At 55.0% G+C, this 21,466-nt stretch carries 14 protein-coding genes; all 14 read right to left on the reverse strand.

The features are described from left to right. Positions 1–73: 73 nt before the first annotated feature. On the reverse strand, positions 74–2,374 hold the full coding sequence (locus tag DCC81_RS23705) for a GH92 family glycosyl hydrolase (protein ID WP_108689184.1): 2,301 nt from the start codon (positions 2,372–2,374) through the stop codon (positions 74–76). Positions 2,375–2,402: 28 nt separating this feature from the next. After that, complete coding sequence (locus tag DCC81_RS23710) at positions 2,403–3,782, reverse strand: SGNH/GDSL hydrolase family protein (RefSeq protein ID WP_108689186.1); 1,380 nt, start codon at positions 3,780–3,782, stop codon at positions 2,403–2,405. An 11-nt stretch (positions 3,783–3,793) separates the two neighbouring features. Beyond that, the gene (locus DCC81_RS23715; RefSeq protein WP_108689188.1) at positions 3,794–6,208 is read right to left on the reverse strand and encodes a glycoside hydrolase family 38 C-terminal domain-containing protein; all 2,415 of its coding nucleotides are present in this window, start codon (positions 6,206–6,208) and stop codon (positions 3,794–3,796) included. An 8-nt stretch (positions 6,209–6,216) separates the two neighbouring features. Next, on the reverse strand, positions 6,217–7,707 hold the full coding sequence (locus tag DCC81_RS23720; protein ID WP_205686417.1) for a RagB/SusD family nutrient uptake outer membrane protein: 1,491 nt from the start codon (positions 7,705–7,707) through the stop codon (positions 6,217–6,219). 14 nt (positions 7,708–7,721) lie between these two features. Next, positions 7,722–11,054 (reverse strand): SusC/RagA family TonB-linked outer membrane protein, encoded by a 3,333-nt coding sequence (locus DCC81_RS23725; RefSeq protein ID WP_108689190.1) that lies wholly within the window; start codon positions 11,052–11,054, stop codon positions 7,722–7,724. A gap of 44 nt (positions 11,055–11,098) precedes the next feature. Beyond that, positions 11,099–12,088, reverse strand: coding sequence for a FecR family protein (locus tag DCC81_RS23730; protein ID WP_133177781.1), 990 nt, complete (start codon positions 12,086–12,088; stop codon positions 11,099–11,101). A 50-nt stretch (positions 12,089–12,138) separates the two neighbouring features. Then, positions 12,139–12,744 (reverse strand): RNA polymerase sigma-70 factor, encoded by a 606-nt coding sequence (locus DCC81_RS23735; RefSeq protein ID WP_108689195.1) that lies wholly within the window; start codon positions 12,742–12,744, stop codon positions 12,139–12,141. Between the two features lie 96 nt (positions 12,745–12,840). Beyond that, positions 12,841–15,114, reverse strand: a complete 2,274-nt coding sequence (locus tag DCC81_RS23740; protein ID WP_108689196.1) for a GH92 family glycosyl hydrolase — start codon at positions 15,112–15,114, stop codon at positions 12,841–12,843. 90 nt (positions 15,115–15,204) lie between these two features. Then, positions 15,205–16,329 carry a glycoside hydrolase family 130 protein gene (locus tag DCC81_RS23745; protein ID WP_240613061.1) on the reverse strand — a complete coding sequence of 375 codons (1,125 nt, stop codon included), beginning with the start codon at positions 16,327–16,329 and terminating at the stop codon, positions 15,205–15,207. 46 nt (positions 16,330–16,375) lie between these two features. Continuing rightward, positions 16,376–16,600 carry a glycoside hydrolase family 92 protein gene (locus DCC81_RS23750; RefSeq protein WP_262510183.1) on the reverse strand — a complete coding sequence of 75 codons (225 nt, stop codon included), beginning with the start codon at positions 16,598–16,600 and terminating at the stop codon, positions 16,376–16,378. 34 nt (positions 16,601–16,634) lie between these two features. Continuing rightward, positions 16,635–18,170: a hypothetical protein gene (locus tag DCC81_RS23755; RefSeq protein ID WP_108689199.1), complete on the reverse strand. Its 1,536-nt coding sequence runs from the start codon at positions 18,168–18,170 to the stop codon at positions 16,635–16,637. A 69-nt stretch (positions 18,171–18,239) separates the two neighbouring features. Next, positions 18,240–20,495 carry an alpha-L-rhamnosidase gene (locus DCC81_RS23760; RefSeq protein WP_108689200.1) on the reverse strand — a complete coding sequence of 752 codons (2,256 nt, stop codon included), beginning with the start codon at positions 20,493–20,495 and terminating at the stop codon, positions 18,240–18,242. 216 nt (positions 20,496–20,711) lie between these two features. Beyond that, the gene (locus DCC81_RS23765; RefSeq protein WP_108689202.1) at positions 20,712–21,137 is read right to left on the reverse strand and encodes an RrF2 family transcriptional regulator; all 426 of its coding nucleotides are present in this window, start codon (positions 21,135–21,137) and stop codon (positions 20,712–20,714) included. Between the two features lie 3 nt (positions 21,138–21,140). Next, positions 21,141–21,464 (reverse strand): metal-sulfur cluster assembly factor, encoded by a 324-nt coding sequence (locus tag DCC81_RS23770; protein WP_108689203.1) that lies wholly within the window; start codon positions 21,462–21,464, stop codon positions 21,141–21,143. Positions 21,465–21,466: the final 2 nt, after the last annotated feature.

The raw sequence follows: 21,466 nt of genomic DNA on the forward strand, positions 1-21,466 counted from the left end.
AGGCAAAAGTGGAACCTGTCTAATTGGTATGACACCTCAAAAAACAGGTTCCGCCATTGGGAATTAAAAAATATTATTGGATGCCCCAGTTTTTATTGGGCTGAGCGCCCATTTCCAGTTCCAGTGTGCCACCGGCTGCTACTACCGCGTGGTCAAGGTAGCTATGGTCATAAGGTTTCCCATTGAGCCATGCGCGTTGAATATAAAGGTTTTGCGGCCCGTTGTTGCGCGCAGTGATGGTAAATGTTTTGCCACTGGCGTATTTCGGGTCCAGTTTAAAAGTGATGCTGCTGAACACCGGGCTGGTGATCTCGTACCGGTTGCTGCCGGGGCAGAGCGGGTGCAGGCCGCTGGCCGCCAGCACATACCAGGCGCTCATCTGGCCTACGTCTTCATTGCCCACCAGGCCTTCCACGGAATTGTGGTAAGCCCGGTCGCAAATGGTACGCGTCCATCGCTGGGTGAGCCAGGGCGCCCCCAGTTCGTTGAACAGGAAAGGCACGTGGTGCACGGGCTCATTGGCGTGGTTGTAATAATCGTTCCACATCATATTTTCCGGCACTTTCTCAAAGAAGGTGTCCAGGTCTGCCAGCACTTTTTCCCTGCCCCCCATGAGCTGCACCATGCCGGGTACGTCCTGGGGCACAAACCAGCCTTGCTGGTAGGGACTGCTTTCAATGGTACCATAGCCTTGTTTCATGCGGCCTTCCGCGGGCCAGGGCTGCCAGCTGCCATCCTCATTGCGTGGACGGAACCAGCCTACTGACGGGTCAAATACATTTTTGTAATTTCCCCCGGCAGCCTGGTAATGCGCGGCGTCTTCCTGCCTGCCCAGGTCCTGGGCAAACTTACCGAGGCACCATTCTGCATACGCATATTCCAGGGTGAGGGACACACTCAGGTCGCCGGCGCTGTAGCCCTTATCACCATTGCCAAATTTGGCTACGGTGTTCTTTGCCACGGCGTAAGCCTTTTGTGCATCAAAGCCTCGGATGCCTTTTGCATATGCATCGGCAATCACGGGAATGGCCGGGTTGCCGATCATGCAGCCACTGTAGGCATTGAGAAATTCCCAGCGCTCCAGGTACTGGTGGCCGCTTTCATCTGCCAGCGTTACCAGGGAGTTGATCATATCATTCACCACACCGGGATTAATGATGGTCTGCAAAGGGAACTGGCTGCGGAACACGTCCCATCCGCTGAAGATGGTGCGCTTGCGGAAGCCTTTCAGTTGATGAATCTTACCATCGCCTCCGGGATACTGCCCGTTCACGTCGCAGAAGTTACGCGGGTCTATCATGCTGTGATAAAGGGCGGTGTAAAAGATGGCCTTCTCCGTTTCCGTACCACCGCTCACGGTAGCCTTGCCCAGGGCAGTGTTCCACAACCGGGTAGCCTGCTGGCGCACACCGTCAAAGTTCCAGTCTTTGATCTCCGCCTGCAGGTTGGCTTTGGCGCCGGCCACGCTGACGAAGGAGATACCGGCTTTCAGTAATACCGGCTCCCGGTCTTTGGTCTCAAATTCCGTGTAGAAGCCAAGATGCTTGCCAGCCTTGGTTTTCACGCCGGGCAATACGGCCGCATGTGCAATGATGTCCTGGTACTTTGCACTGGTCACATCATCGCGGTGGCGGCTTTGTCCATCAGGGATATTGGCGCTCCATACACCGTATTTTTTCAGCGGCTTGCTGAACTGCGCATAGAAGTATACGGTGTAATCCGCCTTGCCCGCACCATCGCCCCAGCCGCCGCCATCAGGTGTGCAGCGCATGTAGCCGGCGATGGTGTGGTCATCCACTACCTTCACTTCCTGCCAGGTGGAGGTGCCGCCCACGCGGCGGGCCAGGTCCACCTGTATGCGGGACTGCGCATTAGCCGGGAAGGTAAAGCGCATGATGCCGCTATGGGGTGCGGCGCTCATCTCTGCCCGGATATGTTGCTCGGTGAGCTGCACGCTGTAATAGCCGGCGCTGGCCTTTTCCGAGCTTTTATCATATGGTGAGCGGTAACCTTCCTCCGGGTGTGCGGCCGGTCCGCTGGCCGTCTGTAACGGGCCGGTGGTGGGCATTACCAGGAAATTACCCAGGTCGCCAAACCAGCCTACACCGCTCATTTGCGTAAAGGCAAAACCTTCAATGGTCTTGTGCTCATCGCTGTAGCCGGAGCCGTTATCGCCGCCGGTGATGGTGTTGGGGCTCAGCTGCGTCATACCAAACGGCGTGGCGGCACCGGGAAAGGTTTTGCCAAGGCCGTGGTAAATGCCGGCCGCGCCTTCACTGGTGCTGGCGCCAATGAATGGATTGACATAAGCCGCCGGTTCTCTGGCCGGCGTTTGTGCGCTTACCAGCACCGGCAGGGCCAGCAGCGCTAACATGCATACAGCAGGTTTATGGTTCACGGTTTCAGTTTTTTACGATCTCGATATGGTGGGTAGCCGGCTTGTTCAGCTTATACACCAGGGCAATGATGGTATCTATCTCATGCTGCCATGCGGCGCGCATTTCCGGGTAGATAGCCGTTTCATACGTGCCTTCGTGGAAGCGGAGGAACACGTCTGTCTTAGTACCTGCGCGGGCGCTATCCAGTGCGGCAGCGTTATCCTTCAGGCGCAGGCCACGCTTGTCCATAAAATCCGCCTGCACCCAGTAGTAAGAACGGAAGCGGGCTTCCAGCTCCTGGCGACGGATGTTGAGCTGCATGATGGATTGTGCCTGTTTGTACTCCGGCGTTTCACCTTGCAATGCCAGGTTAATGCCGGCTGCGAATGCCGCTGCATCCCACTCCCCTACTTTATGGCCGTCCATCAGCAGGGAGTAAGTACCTGCTTCCAGGCCCGGCACGGTGATCATTTCCTTGTCAAATTCTTCCGCAAACGGGATCCATTGCAGCGCATCGATCTGCTTCTGCGGGTTGCCAAAAATGCGGGGCACGGTGTCCAGCGGGAAAGGCAGCGACTCCGCAAGATAATCAAAGCTTACTTTGCCTGCTGCATGTGTTACGTTGCTGATCTTACAGTTTTCCGCTTTGGCTACCTTACCGGCAGCGTCCACGCTGAAATCCGCCACGGGCTTGCCTGCCAGGCCCTGGTCCTTCAGGAACTGGGCGGCCATGATCAGGTGGCCGGCATTACCGGGGTGAATACGGTCGTGACCAAGGCCGGTAGATGCGGGGTTCTCCTGCAGCAGGCGCTCGTTGATGGCCGTGAGGGGGCGCAGCAGGTCTACAAATCCCCAGTTGTTTTTCTTTGCAGATGCTTCCTGGAACTCCGCGATCTTCAGCATGGCTTTGGATTTACCCTTGAACACATCACCTTTCAGATCAGATATTTCATCATAGGGCGGAGACGACATGAGGATCTTTGTTACCTGGGGCATTGCCTTCAGGCGCGCCTCTATTTTGCCATAGTTTTCCGCGGAGGCAGCAATGCGTTGCCTGGCTGTTTCATCCGCATTGGCCTGGTTAAATTCAAAATAACCGGTATCATTCATGCCAAACGTGAGGACCAGCACGTTCGGGTGCTTGGCCATAATATCATAATCAAGGCGGCGGTATATTTCAGCAGCCCTGTCGCCACCTACACCCCCGTTCATGATCACGAGGGGGCGGCCCGGGAAGTGGGTCATGTAATAGAGATAAACGTAAGACACATAAGCGCCGGCTTCCGTGATGCTGTTGCCCACGAATATTACGCGATCCTTGGCCTGGAAAGGTTTTACGGGAGCCTGGGCCTGCGCGCTGAGCGAAGCCATGCCCAGACCAAACGCATACAACAGTTTTTTCATATCGTGTTTGTTTATGGGTTGATGATTACATGTTTAAATCGAAGGGTGCGGATGCCGAAGCGGGGCATGGCCAGTGTGACCGCAGCGCCGCCTTTGGCGCCGGCTTTGATCTTGAGCACCTGCAGCACACTGCCATCCAGTTGTTCCAGCTGTGCAGCACTGGCTTTGCCATTCAGGCGCACCGTGTAAGGCTTTGCATCTCCGGCAGCATTGTAAATACGCACCAGCAGGTCTTTACCATCCATCATCATGGTGGGCGCCTGCCATTGTGCATTATCAAAACTTACCAGGGAAAATTCCTTTGTATCGCCGGCAGGCATTACCAGCAGCGGTTCGCACCATTTGGCCTCTTCCTCTGCCATGCCACCATTATCCCAGCTGCCGGTATGCGGCACAATGGCGTAGCGTACATCCGTGGGCCCGGTAAGATCATAGTTGCGGCCCCAGAGGGCGCGGCCGGAATAAGCCAGGGTAAGGCCCAGCGGGTAGTTTCTCCCGTGCACGTAACTGGTGGTATGATCGGTGAATAAGGCAAGCCCATTGCGCCGGTCATTCACATCCACCCAGTGCAGGATCACGTTGTTCTTGATGCTATCCCAGCTGCTGAAGAAAGTATTATCCAGTGCACTTGCTGTAACATCATACGGTGCGTCCTTGTACACGTGCTGCTGTGCTATGTTTGCGGGGAAGAGCACCTGCAGTTTCGTACTGTCGTTGTAAAATGCTTTTTGCAGCGCATCCAGGCGGAAGCCTTTTTCCTGGGAGTAAGCGCCTATGCCGGGGTTGCCCTGCCAGTCTATCTTCACGCGCAGGTCTATCCGGCGCTGGCCTTCGGCCAATGTGATCCATTGTGTGAAAGGATGCGGGCCTACCATACCCTGCACCTGCAACGTGGTATGCCCGCCCCCATCCTCCAGCACCGTTACCGTGGCCGGCTTGTCCATGCTGGAGTACCAGGCATTGTCATTATAGAAATAGCCGCGCAGTTCATTGAAGCCGCGGGCGTTGGTGGTATCCACTACCTGGTGACCTGCTTTGGTAGTGAGGCTCGTGATCACGCCCCCTTTTGCGGGATCTATGGTCAAAGTATACAGATCAGTGGCAACGCGGTACCGGCCATTGGCCAGTAACGTGCATTGCCGGCCAGTAGCAGGCGGCGTGGCAGGCACGGTATAAGTGGCAAAGCCCATGGGCGGCACTTTTGCCCTGAAGGAAAAATGGCCTGCGGTGACCCATTCCTCTCTTGCCAGGGGTGTGGTGTTTACAATGCGTACGCTGTTTCCTGCTGCCGTCGGCTGTTGCAGGATGCTGTCTGTTTCATGCAGGGTATTGCCCGTCCATACTTTTACCTTGTCTATCCAGGTATCTCCCTTGTGGCCATTGTAAGGTACTATCCAGCAGTCGTGGTGCTGGGAAAGCAACAGTGTTTTCCACGCGGTGTCTATGGAAACGCCCGGCCATGGCTGCTTTTCCAGCAAGGTGCGCATGGCGGCGTATTTCTCCGCGGCTACCAGCTTATTTTCGGAGGCACGTACTTCCTGCGCTATCTGCTGCAATACCTGGCTGCCCCATACCAGGCTTACCTGCACATCTTCCTGGCTTACGTGCCAGTCCGTAGCATGTTTTTGATCAGCAATATGGCCTATGTATTCCCGCCAGGTCACGTAGCGGGCGTGCTGGCGCAGCCAGGGGCCATTGCGCCAGCCGGCGTCCTGCAGGCACATGCCCACAGGGTCTGTGATACCGGCATTCAGGGCAGATTGGATATAGTCAGGCCCGTTATTCCACGCGGTGGTTTGCCAGGTGGAACCGGTTAATAATTTCTCGGTAGCATAACGGGGCACCATGAGGATGGGTGTACCATCCGGCCCTATCCAGCGCACCAGCTGCCCGCCATGGGCGCGGGTATAGCCTCCCCAGCAGGTGTTGGGATTTTTCAAGGAGGCGTATTGAAAACCAAAAGAGCGCAGTACCTGTGGCAGGGCGCTGGTAAAGCAGGGCTCTTCACTGGAGTAGCTGCTGAAACGCAGCGTGGGGAAATGGCGCTTCAGCGTTTGCATGCCGTAGTACAACTGCCGGATCATGCTTTCACCGGAGCTGGTGTACAGGTAGCTCTGCCCGTAGCCGGGGTTCACGTACTCAATGCGGCTATTGTCGTCCTGCGCGGCTATGAGTTGCCGGAACTCCGCATAGGCGGCGGGCTCCTGCTGCTTCACCACATCCCAGGTTCCCGGTTCTATTTCCAGGTTGATCTTCCAGTCAGGGTTTGCTTTCAGCTGTTCGTTGATGAACTGCGTATAACCGTTGGGGTAATGTCCCCATACGCCCCCGTGGAAACCGTCAATAAAATAATTTTTTGTCTGGGCAAAGCATGCCTGGGCCAGCACCATGCAGAGCATGGCGCCACCAATTCTCATCCGTTTCATCGTGTTTGTTAGAGGGCTAAATCTGGATTTTTCTGGACTTCCGCCAGTGGTAAAGGAAATTGCAGGTCTGTGGTATCAAAGGCCCGCACATGGTTGGGCGCCTTGTAGCCAACCAGGTTGGTCATGGTGCCGTTGCTTACGTCAAGGGCCCTGCGCGTGCGCAGCATGTCGTACCAGGTCTGGAACTCAAAGCAAAACTCCCAGCACCGTTCTTTCAGTATTTGGTCTGTCGTGAGCGAGGCCGGCCTTGTTTCCGCAGGGAAGGCACGGTGCCGCACGGCATAATAAGCATCAATGGCTGCAGCGTCGGCGGTTACACCGCCATCCAGGTTGCTCCTGGCTTCTGCCGCTGTAAGCAGTACATCCGCATACCGGATGAGGGGAAAGTTCTCACCGGAGCGCCCTGTCTTTTCGGCATCTGCATCCCAATATTTGAAGATGTAAGGTGCCGGCAGCACAATGGTATCCGCAGGATTGCCATAGCGTGGAAAGCGGGTGTAGAAAAAGGCCTGTTCCGCTTTGCGCCCGTCATTGGCCGCATAGGAATCGTAGAATGCCTGTGCGGGCGCCATGGCCCCGCCATACGCGGGTTGTATGGAAATGGGCTGATCCGGGTAAGGCAGGTAAGCCTCGTGGATATAGCTGGGCGCCACGGTAGCCTGGCGCTGCAGCATGAATAGATGCTCCCGTGTGTTCTGGTAAGCCGGATCGCGCAGGTCTGCGTAATGATCGAACAGGGAAAAGTTATGGCTGTTGATCACTTCCATTGCCTTATCATATGCCAGCTGGTAGTAAGGATTGCCCAGCTTCAGCGGGTAGCCCGCCATGGTAAGGTACACTTTTGCCAGCAAGGCTTTCACGGCGCCCAGGCATATGTGCCCGCTCTGGTCCTGCCAGGGTAGCCCGCATTGCTCTGCCGCCAGCAGGTCTTTCACGATCTGTTCATACACGGCCTGCCTGGGTGAGCGGTAGATCCGCGTGTTATTAATATCCGTGGTGCTCGTGAGCTTCAGCGGCACATCGCCAAACAGGCGCACCAACTGGAAATAGTACCATGCGCGCAGGAAGTAGGCCTGGCCCAGGTAGCGCTGTTTTGTGATATCATCCACCACGTTGGTCACCAGCACATGTTCTATCACGCTGTTACAATTTTCCACCGGGTAGTAAGTCGCATTCCACCAGGATTGCAGGCGCGAGTTATTCGGGTCCAGTTTGTCCAGGTGCAGGAACTGGTCGTCCTCAAAGCCGGAAGGCCTGGGGCGGCGGCTGTAGCCGGTGATGTACTCCAGTGCATAGCCAGGGCATACCGATACGCCAATGCCGTTAATGTACACATATCCCAGCCCGTCGTAGCAGCCGTTCACCGCAGCAGCTACCTGTGCGGCTGTTTGGTAAAACTTTGCCGGGTCCAGCGTGCCTTCCGGTGATTCCTGCAGGAAAGATTTGCAGGAAGCAAGCCCGGTGCACAGCAGCAACATCGCCCAATATCTCCATCTCATACAATGCATTTTCATCAGAACGAAACATTCAAGGTGAACGCCAGTGTTTTTGCTTTCGGGTATTGATAGAGGTCTACGCCCTGGTTGAAGTCTCCGTCAAAGGAAGATGCTTCCGGGTCGTAGCCCTTGTATTTCGTGAACAAAAAATAATTCTCTGCATTCAGCGTCAGCGTGGCGCCTTGCAGGTGGTAGCGGCGCAGCCATTCATCGCGCAGGCGGTATGCCAGTGCTATGTTACGCACGCGCAGGAAAGAGCCATTCTCCACGATGTAGCTGTCTATCTCGTTGTCAAATCCATCGCCGGGCAGGCGCAACTGCCCGTTCATCACGTCCTGGTGGTCTGGCCTCCAGGCATCCAGCACGCTGCGGTAACTGTTAGTAGCGGGTGCCGGGCTTTCCATGATGGCGCGCGTCAGGTTAGCGAGACTATGGCCATAGATCGTTTGCAGGTCTATGTACAGGGAAAATTGCTTATAGGTGAACGTATTGGTCATAGACGATTCAAACTTGGGCATCCCGTTGCCGAGCACCGTGCGGTCGTTGGCGTCCTTAATGCCGTTGTTGTTCAGGTCTGCGTATTTAATATCGCCCGGTTTGCGGCCATACATGGCGGCTTCCGTGGCTTCCTTGGTGCTCCAGGTGCCCAGTCTTTTATACCCGTAAAATTCATTCAGCGGCCGTCCTTCCATGATGCGCCCGGCCCAGGGATACATGATGTCCCCATTGAGGCGCAGCACCAGGGAGCGGTTCATCGCATACACCCAGGTGGTGTTCCAGGTAAAATCCCTGCTGCGGATATTGCTGCTGGAGAGCGATAGTTCCAGGCCGTGGTTGCGGATGGCGCCTATGTTCTGGTACACGCCTTCATACCCTGTGGTGGAAGGCAGCAGTTTATAATACAGCAGGTCATTGGTAATGCGGTTGTACACATCACCGGTGAACTGCAGCCTGGCGTCAAACAGGGAGGCATCCACGCCAAAATCAAGCTGGTGGGCCCTTTCCCACTTCAGGTCTTTATTGCCCAGCGCGGCCAGCGTAGCAGAAGCTTCCGTGTTGCCATTGAACACAGCCTGCCCGCTGTTCATGCGGCCCTGCGTTACATAGTCGCCTATGTCTGCATTGCCTACCACGCCATAACTGGCGCGTATCTTCAGGTCTGTGACCTGGGGCACATCCCGCAGGAATGCCGCTGATGAAAGGCGCCATGCCGCGGAAAAGCTGGGAAAATACCCGTACACGTTATTGGCGCCAAAGCGCGATGAGCCGTCTGCCCGGAAAGAAAACCCGAGCAGGTAGCGGTTGTTATAATCATAGTTCCAGCGCGTATAATAGGAATTCATCGCGGTCTGGCTGGAGCCGGAAGTGGGCTTCTGCGGCACCAGGCCTGTTTGCAGGCTGTAATATGAAAACGCATCGTCGTAGAATCCTTCAGCACCCGCGGTAGTGTTCATGTTTGCCGCGTAGTACCAGCTGGCGCCCGCCACCCCGGTGATATGGTGGTCACCATAATTGTTGCTCCAGGTCAGGTAGTCTTCCGAGGTCCAGGCACCGGAGTTGCCATTGCCACGGGTGGCCACCCCTTGCTGCGTATCGGAGTAGCCCCGTATATCGCGGCCGGCAAAATACAGGCTGTAGTTGGAGCCCGTGGTGCCACTAAGGCCCGTGGTGAGGCTCAACTGGCTGTTCAGCCGGAAAGTGGCCTGCAGGTTGCCCATGGTGTTGGTACGGCCGGCCACGGATTTTACTTCGCGCATGAGGCGTACCGGGTTTTCAGAATCTTCCGCGCCGGGGTAATCCCCTTTGCGGGAGTACGTGCCATCTGCATATTGTACCGGCAGGAATGGCAGGAACTCGTAGATCTGCCGCACAGCATTAAGGCCCAGCGTATTGATGTCTACATTATTTTGTTTAAACGCACCGCTGCTGATCATGCCCTGCAGGTGCAGCCATTTCTTCACATCCCAGCCCACGTTGATGAATGCATTCACCTGTTTGGAATAACTATTGATCAAAATGCCCTGCTGGTCATTGTATGTAAGACTTACCAGTGCATTCAAACCATCCCTGGCGGCGGCAAACTGCAACGCGTGCTCGTGGGAAATGGCGGTGCGGCTGGATGCTTTCTGCCAATCCGTATGATACCTGGGCGAGCCGTCTGCATTGAACAGTTCCGCCTTACGCGGGAAATACCACGTGGGATCTAGATGGGGCGCGGTGCGGCCGGGCACATACTCATACTGCCGTTTGAACATTTCCAGGGCCTGGTCTGCATCCAGCAGTTTTACTTCCCGGGCCAGCCTGCCCATGCTCACCGTGTTGCGGAAAGTGATGGCAGGTGCGCCTTTTGTGCCCCTTTTGGTGGTGATCACGATCACGCCATTGGAGCCCCTTGAACCATAAATGGCCGAAGCGGCGGCATCTTTCAGCACATCTACTGAGGCCACTATATTGGGATCAATACTATTCGGATCGGCCCCCACGATGCCATCCACCACGTACAACGGCCCGTTGTAGGCATTGATAGAGCCGGTACCGCGGATCTTCACAATAGGATTGCCACCTGGCTTCCCGGAATTCATCATCACACTCACCCCGGCTATTTTCCCGGCCAGTCCCTGCATCACGTTCATGGTGGTGGGGCGCTCTTTCACATCATTGCCTTTCACGGTGCTCACCGCCGTGGTGAGCCTTTCTTTCACCAGCGTGCCATAACCGATCACTACTACTGTACGCAAAGCCGAAAGACTGGGCGACAGGGAAACGAACATGAGCGATTCATCTGCCACGGGCACTTCCAGCGTATTGAACCCGATGAGTGAAAACGCCACCGTGTCCTTTGCGCCCGCGCGGATGGTAAACACCCCGGACTGGTCCGTGATGGCGCGTTTGGCGGTGCCTTTGATGGCAATGCTTACACCGGGTAAGGCATTGCCCTGGAGGTCTGTAACCCGGCCACCCTGGAAGAGTTGCGCATCTGCGGTATGCGGCTCCTGGCGGGTGATGAGGATATTACGGCCTCTCAATTCATATTGCAAAGTGGCGGGCAGGTTTTTCAAGACCTGCTCCACCGAAATATGTTCTTTGTTCAGGGTAAAGCGCCCGCTCCCGGCGATGTCGGAAGGGTTGTACACAAATTTTAACGTGGTGCTGGCCTCTATCTGTTCAAATACTTTATCCAGCGTTTCATCGGTTACCTGCACATTCACCAGGGTACGACGCAACTCATCCCAATGCCCTTGCTGGGCTATGGACACAGGTATATCCAGGCACCCTAACAGTACCGTTATCACCAGCAATCTGTACCACAGGGGCCCTGCGCAGGGGCGCCCTGTTGTTCTTTCCCTCATAACATGTAAAATAGTTGACCTTCGCAAAGGTATTTCCCCTGTTGTTATTTATATACTACATAAGTGGCATTAGCTTCTTCTTTATACTTAAATCCATAGATAGCGCATAATTTCCCCAGTACCCCGGTAAGCGGCTCGCGCTCTTCGAAACTGGCCGTGAGCAGGGCATTGGCCACCTCCGGACTTCCAAAACGGATGTGCGTATTATAACGGCGTTCCAGGCGCATGGCAATATCCTGGAAGGTAGCTTTGCGGAACACCAGCTGCCCGGTGGTCCATGCACTGCAATCTGCAGCGGTAATGGCCTGGGTGGTGATGCCGCCGGTGGCAGTGGTAAAAACAGCCTGTTGATTGGCCGTGAGCGTGGTGCGGCCTGCACCTGCGCCCACCGCTACTTTCCCATTCACCACCGTTACGGTCACGGCGCGGGCAGGGCTGTAGGCATCCACGTTAAAGCTGGTGCCCAGCACCTGCACATCCAGCTTGCCGGCGTGTACGGTGAAGGCATTATTATCCTGCGGTCTCACTTCAAAATACCCCTCGCCTTCCAGCCACACTTCGCGTGCAGCGTGGATGCCGGCCTGGGAGAAGTGCACCTTACTGTCAAAATTGAGCCATACTACGCTGCTATCCGGCAGGGATATCCTGCGGATGCCGCTACGGTTGGACGTTTCCGTGAGCGCAATGGCCTGCGGGGCAGGATGCATGCGCTGCACGGCATAGTAACCGCCTATGCCCAGCACCGCCGCCACAACGGCTGCGGCCACCCAGTGGCGGGTGCGCATGCGCACCACCCTTGCCGGTGCCGCCTCGCTGATCGCAGTGCGGATGCGCAGGAGCAGCAATTGTTCCAGCGTGTCCTTTTCCGATGCCGTGAGCTGGTCCGTAAGGCCGGCGTGGGTATCGAAGGATCGATACCAATCATCCACCTCCCGGACTTCCTGCTCGGAGGCGGAACCTTCCAGGTATTTGTGCAATAATTCTTTTAACCGGTTGTTGTTCATTTCCATGTAATGCTCTCTTACAATAGACACTTAAAAAATGGGGTACCGCCACTGCGGGTGAAAATACTTTGGAAACCGGCTTAACGCAGCAGCCGGGCGGCAAAGCAAAGCAGGGCCCAGAGCAAAGTGAAATTATACTCCTTGAGATGGGAGCGCAGGATCTTCAGCGCCTTTACCATATGCTTTTCCACGGTATTCACCGAAATGCCCAGTTGGTCTGCAATGTGCTGGTACGACAAATGTTCGCGCCGGCTCAGGTAAAAGACCTCCCTGCACTTTTCGGGCATGGCAGCACAGGACGCATCTATCTGCTCCTGCAATTCCTTTAACCGTAACGCGCTGGCGGCATCGGGCTGGGAAGCCTGCCCGCTGGCGGCCATGCGCTGCTGGTAAGTATTGCGGACCAGCTCTGCGCGGATGCTGTTCAGTACTTTATTCTTAAGCGCCGTATGGAGATAGTTGCGGAGGGAAGTTCTGAGTTGAATGCGCTCCCGCTTCAAATACAACTGCACTAAAAGGCCCTGGACCAGTTCCATGGCTGCTTCCTGCGACTTCACCCTGCGGTACGCGGCATCCAGCAGCTCTTTCCAGAACCGCCGGTATATCTCCTCTACTGCTTCTTCTTGACCTTGTTTTAAGCGCAGGAATACTTCTTCGTCACCTAACGTGGAAAAATCTCTAAGCATCGCCTTGTTTCAACTGGCACTAAGTTAATCGATTCAGCAGATTTTTTCCAGATATGGCAGAAATTTCCTATAACCGCTACAGTAGCGGGTTTACAGCTATTTTGACAGCGAAAAAGGCTTGTCGGCCTCGGCCACACCACGCTGCATGGCCGGCTGGTCGCCCATCTCCAGCACGAGGGTGCCACCGTTCATGATATCTGCATGGTGGATGAAGTTATGCGTGAAGGGCTGGCCATTCAGCGTGGCAGCCTGGATGTACACGTTCTTATCACTGTTGTTGTGCGCTATCACGGTGAACTTGTTCCCGTTCTCCAAGGTAATGGTCGCCCTAGGGAATACAGGACTGCCTATCACGTATTCATCTGTACCCGGGCACACGCTGTAGAAGCCCAGGGCGCTCAGTACGTACCAGGACGACATCTGGCCCTGGTCTTCATCACCGGGATAGCCGTCCGGCGTGGCATTGTACAGGCGCTTCATCACATCACGGATGTGCTGCTGCGCTTTCCAGGGCTGGCCGGCATAATTGTACAGGTAGATCATATGCTGCACCGGCTGGTTGCCGTGGGCATACTGGCCCATGTTGGCATCCACCATTTCCTGCATTTCATGGATCATCTGTTTGTAGTAGCCTACATTCACTTTATTGGGGACACTGAACACGGAATCCAGGCGGGCTATAAAACGTTGCTCCCCGCCCATGAGGCGGATAAGGCCTTTTACGTCGTGGAATACAGACCATTGCCACTGGAAGGCATTGCCCTCCGTGTATGGCCCGCCCCACTCATACGGGTCGAAAGGCGTCACCCAGCTGCCATCCAGCTTGCGCCCGCGCATGTAACCCGTGACGCTATCGTACTGGTAGCGGTAATTGTACATGGTGCGCGCAAACACGTCGCGGTAAAAATCATGACCGGTGGCTTTGGCCAGTTGATAGCCGCAGAAATCGTCATACGCATATTCCAGGGTTTGTGAAGTGCTGCCGTAAGACTCCGGGAAGGTTACGTAACCCAGCTGGTAATATTCCTTCCAGCCTGCGCGCCCGTTAGCGCCGCCCCAGGGGCCTTTGTTCATCGCTTCATGGAAATACGCTTCCAGGGCCTGTTCGGGGTCAAAGGTGCGGATGCCTTTCACCCATGCATCGGTGAGCAGGGAAATGGCATGGTTGCCCAGCATGCCCCCGGTTTCCCCGGGAAATGACCAGGCGGGAAACCAGCCACACTCCTTTTGCGCGGCCAGGAGGGCCTGCATATAACGGCCTTCCATGGTGGGATGCAGGATGGTATTGAGCGGGAACTGTGCACGGAAGGTGTCCCAGAAACCGTTGTCGGTGAACATGTACCCGTCATGCACCCTGGCATCGTAAGGGCTGTAGTAGTAAGGCTTGCCTTCTTTGTTGTACTCGAAGAACTGGTGGGAGAAAAGATTGGCGCGGAACAGGCAGGAATAGAACGTGGCCTTGTCTTCTTCGCTGCCTCCTTCCACGGCTACGCGCTCAAACAATTGTTCCCAGGTATTGTGCGCTATGTTGCGTGTTTGCTCAAACGTAGTATGCTGGCCCAGCTCCTGCTGCCAGGTAACTTCCGCCTGTTCAGGGCTGATGTAGGAAGAGGCAATGCGGGCCTGCACCCTGGCGCCGGGGCGGAAGCGCACATACGCCCCTACACCTTTACCTGTTGCCTCCAGGCTATCCGCATGCACTGCGCCTTTTTCGTTCTCCCAGGTGCCACTGGCTTCAAAAGGCTGGTCAAATACAATGACGAAGTAATTTTTAAAATCCTTCGGAATAAAACGGCCATTGCCTACAAAGCCGGTGATCTTATGTTCCCTGGGCCAGATCTTTACACCACTGAGGGCATTGTAACCATCCAGCACCAGGTAGGCCGGGCTTTTTGCCGGGAAGCTGAAACGCAGGTGGGCGCCGCGTTCCGTGGCGGTCATCTCCGTAGTGATCTTATTGGCGAAAGTGACTTTATAATAATCCGGGTGCGCGGTTTCGTCTTTATGGCTGAAAGTGGTGGCCCGTTCATCTTCCATCACTTTGAGGGTGCCGGTTTCCGGCATGAGGGAGAACACGGCATAGTCGCCCACCCAGGGGCTGCAGGCGTGGGCCTGCTGGAAGCCGCGGATGGTGGTGGCGGGGTACTGGTATTTCCAGCCGTCGCCGTTCTTCCCGGTCTGGGCGGTCCACCCGTGCATACCAAAAGGTAGCGCCGTGGTAGGATACACGCTGCCATGGCTCAGGCCAAAGTTGGAATTAGTGCCTTGTAAAGTGCTGGCATAGGTTACCAGGTCTTTTTTCTGTGCATGCACCACCAGGGTCAGTGCGCAGCTGACGGCGGCAGCAAGATGTTTCCGTTTAACGATCATAACGCGTGGTATTGGGCGCTGTTTTTTCAGGACAGACTATCTTAATGACACGTGCAGGATCGGTTACCGCCATCCGGTAGCGGATTTTTTTCATTGCCCGCACACTGCCACAGCTACCCTGCTATCGGCGCAGCCGTAATACAGGAACCACTTCTTTTTATAATACACCATCCCCTCCACAAACACCGTCCCGGCGGGGTATTGCCCGCTTTTCTCAAACGGCTCCGTGGGCACAAAGAAAGGCTTATCCAGTCTTGCCACTACTTTGCCGGGATCATTCACATCAAACAACACCTGGCCTGCGGCGTAGGTATTAGCCGTATAGTTCTTATCACCGCCATCCCCGCTTTTGTTCTTACCGTTATAGAGCACCAGGATGCCTTTGTCTGTAAGGATAGCCGGCGGGCCGCATTCGGTAAGGTCACTGTCAAAGTAATGTGGGCGCGGACGCACTACAGCTTTCAGTTCATTGTTTTCATCGAGCTGGGGCGTCCAGTGCACCAGGTCTTCAGAAGTGGCGATGTTGATGAAATGCTCTCCCCAGTACATCATGTATTTGCCATTCACTTTAGTGATCACCTGTTTACCCTCCACTACTTTTGTAACGATGGATGCAGACTTGCTGGCCAGGTCTTTGAAGCGGCCATCGTAAGCGTTATAAAACGCAGGGCCATGCTTGTCCCAATGCACCAGGTCCCTGGAAGTAGCCACTCCCAGGCGGGGTACCTTTTTATTCCATTCGGTATAAAACATCACATATACACCGTTTTCCGTTACGGCTACACGCGGGTCTTCACAGCCACCGGGCCATTCGAATGTTTGCTGGTTATCTGCTGCCGGGTAGAGCACCGGTTTGGAGCGGCGTTTCATGTGGATGCCGTCTGTGCTCACCGCCATGCCCAGGCGGGACGTACGTTGTCCTATGCCCTGGCCGGACCGGTCTTCCGAACGGTAGAGCACATAGATCTTGCCCCCCTTTACCGCGGCCGCGGGATTAAATACGTCATTGGCTTCCCAGGCTACCTGCTGTTTGCTCATCGGGTCCGGGAAGGTGCTGGCTGGATTGGGGGCAATGATCGGGTTTACGCCGGCAGGTCTTACAAAGGGGCCTATGGCCCAACCGGGCAGCGTGTCCTGCGCCATAGCGCCCATACTGATGGTAAGCAGGAAAATGGCGCACCAAAGGCGCATGCAGATGTTCTTACTGTTGATCATGGTTCCGTGTTATTGAAATGCAGGACGCATCCTGGTTTTTATAGCATTATTGAAATGAAGGAGGCGCGGTGCGGGTGCCCCGGTTCTTATGGGGCGTTTTGCCCGGTTCAACATGCAGGGAGCCACCGTTGCGCATGGCCTGCCAGGGCAGCCAGGTATTATCATACCCCTTGCCATTCATTTGCAGGGATTGAATATAAGGTTTGTTTTCCGAACCGCCGGTGATCTCCATAGCCCGGCGCTTGTATGGCCGGGCTAATAGTAAAGACACCTGTAAATGGAGGCTCCGTAGTGGGGTGTAAAAATTATTTCAGCTGGTGAAGCAGCTTTTGGGCCTGGTCCGTCTTCAATAACTGCTCTCCCACGATCAGTGTGAAACAAAGTTCTATGGCCAGCATGAGCAACAGGTAACGCAGCACGATGCCAGCGGAGGTAACACTGAAAGCAAATTCCGCGCAGGCAAATAACAGGACGAGCAATAATACCTTGTTAGACAACGGGGGTTGCGTTTTATACAGTTTCGTATAGCATACGCCCACCGCCACCATTAAAAATGCCAGTTGTATAATACCCGCCAGTGCCATGGCTGGCAGCAGGAGCAAATTCCGCAGGCTCACGCCAAAGCTGCGGCATTCCAGCGTGGTAAGATGAAACCATTCAGCAGTGGGCTTTCCAAGCACTTTGTCCTTATGTAGGACAAAAGGCGACGGGGAGTCGTAGGACTCCATCGGTGGCAGGAAGTGCCGCTGCACATTGGGCAGCAGGAAGTACCGGGCAAAGGCAAAGGGATTCCGCTTCACCAGGTATCTTCCGTAGGCGCCATACAGCGGGGACATTGGCATAGATTGATCCAGTATAATGAAGGAGGTAGAACGCTGCTCCTGCTCAGACATGTACAATGTAAGCGGGGAATAAGGATGGAACATGTAAACGCTCCCGGAAGTAATGGCGCCGTAATTGTACATATCGTCCGGCCCGTTCACTTCAAAGCTCAGGCGGACCAGGGAATCCAGCCGCGCAAACTTCGCGGGTACCGGCCTGGGATCTGTTTTATAAAAATGCCCGTAACCAAAGAGCGCATTGTTCAATATTTTCCAATCGGAGAACACCGTGAAGCCACTTACACCGGTAGCCTGCTTCATCTGGTTGCGGGTAAATACGATAAAACCCAGTACCATACCGCCGGCCAGCGCAATGGCCACCAGCTTTTTCCATAACCGGAAGCTGCTGAACAGGAAGGCCACCGCCGCCACAAACGGGTAGAACATGGCATTGTAACGGATGGAAAACAACACCAGCAGCAACAGGGCATGTACCCAGATCATGTAATCCCTGGGGCGGAACACCACCCAGATCAGCAAGGTAAACCACGCCACGCTTAGTGTGGTATACAGCCCATCCGTCAGCACAAAATTATTGATGTAATAAAAAAGCGGGTTAGCAAATAGAAACACGAACATGCCTGTTTTCACCCATTTACCGGGATTAAAAATATACAGCAGCGTAAAAAAGAAATACATACACGCCAGCACCATGCCCATGTACTGCACCCATACCAGCAACATGGCGGAATGCGAGACGTATCCCAGCAGTACCAGGAACTTGGAATACCCAATGGGCCACACTTCCACGTTGGCGCCACTGATAGCGCCCCTTACCAGGCAGTAGGAATCCAGCACCATATTAGGATTGGGATATACCCATTTGAACAGGCACCATCCTATGATGCTCAGGCCCAGCGCAGCCCAGCACCAGCGCCGGTTTTCCTGGTTGCGGAATATAAAATCAAAAAAGCGGGGGCCCGGCTGTTGTGGCCCAACAATGGATGCAGTCTGTTTCATATGTTGTGTCTATAAGGTCAACGTACCATGCCACATTCCGCTGCAAGCCGCATGGCCGGTGCGGCACGGCTAATCCATCGTGCCTTCCAGGTCGTACACGCCGCTGCCCATCTGCCGGGGCGCCTTGCCCGGTACATATACCAGGGCGGTGCTGCCAGCGGGGATCTCCACGTGCATTTTCAACCGCTTGCCATCCAGCTCCCAGTTGGACACCACCTGTCCGCCGGCGGTCTTATAGCTGGCCTTTGCCCAGGTAAGCCCCCCGCCCACATGCGGATGGATGACCAGCTGGCGGTATCCCGGTGCCGCCATATCAATGCCGGCCACGTAACTGTATAACCACGCTCCCACGGCTCCATACGCATAGTGGTTGAATGACACCTGTTGCAGCGTACCATCCGGCATTTGCGCATCCCACTTTTCCCAGATGGTAGTGGCGCCCTGCTTCACGGGGTATAGCCATGAAGGACAGGTTTCCTGCATGAGCAGGGTAAATGCGAGGTCGCTGTAACCATGGTCCGATAAGGCAAAGAGCAGGAATGGCGTACCCAGGAAACCGGTGGCCAGGTGGTTGTTATTGGCTTTTACCAGTGCCGCCAGCTCCGCCGCTGCATGGGCCTGCAGGCTATCCGGCAGCAGGTGGAACTGCAGGGCCAGCACATAGGCCGTCTGCGTGGGTGTCACCTTGGTTTTGCCATCTGCGGTAATATAATTTTCCAGGAAAGCTGCCTTGATATGATCCAGCTGATCCTGATAATAGGCAATGTCTGCCGGTTTGTGCAGCACCTTTGCCGCATTGATCACCAGTTGGGTGGAATATGCCCACCAGCACTGGTCTATGTAGGGTAGCGACGTGGAATCGCCGGGGGCCAGCCAGTCGCCGAAGCCACGGCTTTTCCAGAGAAAACCGGGCGCGTTGGCACTCACAAAATCCACCCAGCGTTTCATACCATCGTAATGTGATTGCAATACCGCGGTATCATTATATACTTCAAAATGTTGCCAGGGCAGCACGGTCACCGCGTCGCCCCAGCCGGCCACCAGGCGGGGGGGCCTTGCCTTTGCAATGCCATAGACATCCGGCACCACCCAAGGCATGGAACCATCCGCTCCCTGTTCTATGGCAATGTCTGCCATCCATTTTTCAAAGAAAGTTTTCACATCATAATTGAAGGCTGCTGTGCGGAAAAACACCTGTGCGTCTGCCGTCCATCCCAGGCGCTCACTGCGCTGGGGACAGTCCGTAGGCACGTCCAGGAAATTGCCCCGCAGGCTCCAGGTGATGTTCTGTTGCAGGCGGTCCACCAGTGGGCTGGAACAGCTGAAAGTGCCGCTGGGCGCCATATCCGAGTACAATACCACCGCGGTAAAATCTTCCGGCTTTACCGTGCAGCCCTGCACCTTCACATACCGGAACCCATGCCAGGTGAAATGGGGCGCAAAGGTTTCCTCTCCTTTTCCGCTCAAAATATACCGATCGGTACTTTCTGCAGACCGCAGGTTGCCTGTATAAAAATTCCCATCCCGGTCCAGGACCTCTGCATGTGCCAGGGTAATGGTATCACCGGCATTTCCTTTCACTTTGAAACGCACCCAACCTACCAGGTTTTGCCCAAAGTCGATGACCTGCTCCCCTTTCGGCGTGGTGAATACTTTCAGTGCCTTCACTACTTCATGTTCCTTCACCGGCGGTGCTATGGAAGGCACCAGTATATCTTTGGCATAATCACCCACCACAGCGGATGTCCATTGGTCCGGCTGTACCCGGGCATCATAGGTTTCGCCGTTATAAATATTAGCGTAGCGGATGGGGCCGGGCGCTGTTTTCCAGGTACTGTCTGTGAAAACCGTTGCCTCACTTCCATCCATATACGTAATGTGCAGCTGGCAAATGAGGCCTGCATCTTTGCCCCATAAATCCGGGGTCTGCCGGTTGCCAAATGCACCACGGTACCAGCCTTCCCCTATATTCACCCGGAGCTTGTTCTGCCCTTTTTTGAGGAGGGGCGTTACATCATAATCCTGGTACTGGATGCGGGCCTGGTAACTGGTCCATCCCGGGGTGAGCCAGGCATTGCCTACCCGTTTATCATTAAGCCAGGCCTCGTACAGGCCATGGGCGCTGATCCGCAGGCTAGCGGCTTTCACTTTCCGCGCAGCGGTAAAATCCTTTGCAAACACGGGGCACGGACGGCGGCCGGAGGCCTCTTCATAACCGGGGTTAATCCAATATGCATGATCGCTGAATGCCGGCTGCTGCTGGCTGAACGCGGTGTCTTTTCCTAAAAAGATCAAACAACAAACGAGGAGCAAATGAAGTCTCATAATGGCTGCAAAATTTTGGCGCGCCTAAATGTAAGGCAATCCATCCGCCGCCATGTTAATGTTATGTAAATGACGCCAACTTCCCGTCTGCATGGCCCCGGTGCCCGGGGAGGGTAAACATAGGCCAGCCGGCTGCCATGTGGCTGCAGGGATAATTATTGTAGTGGGATATGGACAAAAAAAGCTAAAGCGGGTACCGGGCTAACGCGTCATTTATCAATTCACTAAATAAGCCCATCCGTCATTCACCCCATCGCACAGGTCTGCTATGCGCCGGGTAGTGAAGAAAGCCTTGATCTGGTCGCGGGCCGGCTTAAAATCATGGTGCATCGGGCAGGGCTGGGTAGAAGAGCATTTATTAAGCCCCAGCACGCATGCCGTGAAAAGCTCATTCCCGTCAATGGCCTGCAACACGTTCATCACCGGTTGGCGGCGCTGCGCCCTGGTGATATAGAACCCGCCGGAAGGGCCTTTCATGCTATTGATCACCCCCTTTTTTACCAGCACCTGCAGCAGCTTACCTACGGTATGCTCGCTGGCATTGATGGACGCGGCAATCTCCTTGATACCGGTATGCTCCCCAAACCGGTATGCCAGGTAAATAACCGCTTTGATCCCTATTTTACAGGTAATGCTCAGCATGTGTCATGCATTTAAAAATTTACGGCCTTCTTCGGAGATCCTTTCATAACTCCAGGGTGGATCAAAGGTCAGTGTCACCTCCACCCCGTAGCCCGGGAAATGGGTTTGCAACTGCGCCTTCACACTGTCCACGATGGATGCACCCATAGGGCAATGCCGGGTGCTCAGGGTCATCACGGTTTCCAGCCTGCGGTGCACTTCATCAAAGTTCAATGCGTAGATCAAACCCAGGTCCACCACGTTCAGTCCCAGCTCGGGGTCCATCACTTCCTGCAGCAGTGCCAGTGCGATGGTACATTTAAGATCAAAATTTGTTTTCACCATCATCA

This window comes from Chitinophaga parva (genome assembly GCF_003071345.1).
GTDB classification, from domain to species: domain Bacteria; phylum Bacteroidota; class Bacteroidia; order Chitinophagales; family Chitinophagaceae; genus Chitinophaga; species Chitinophaga parva.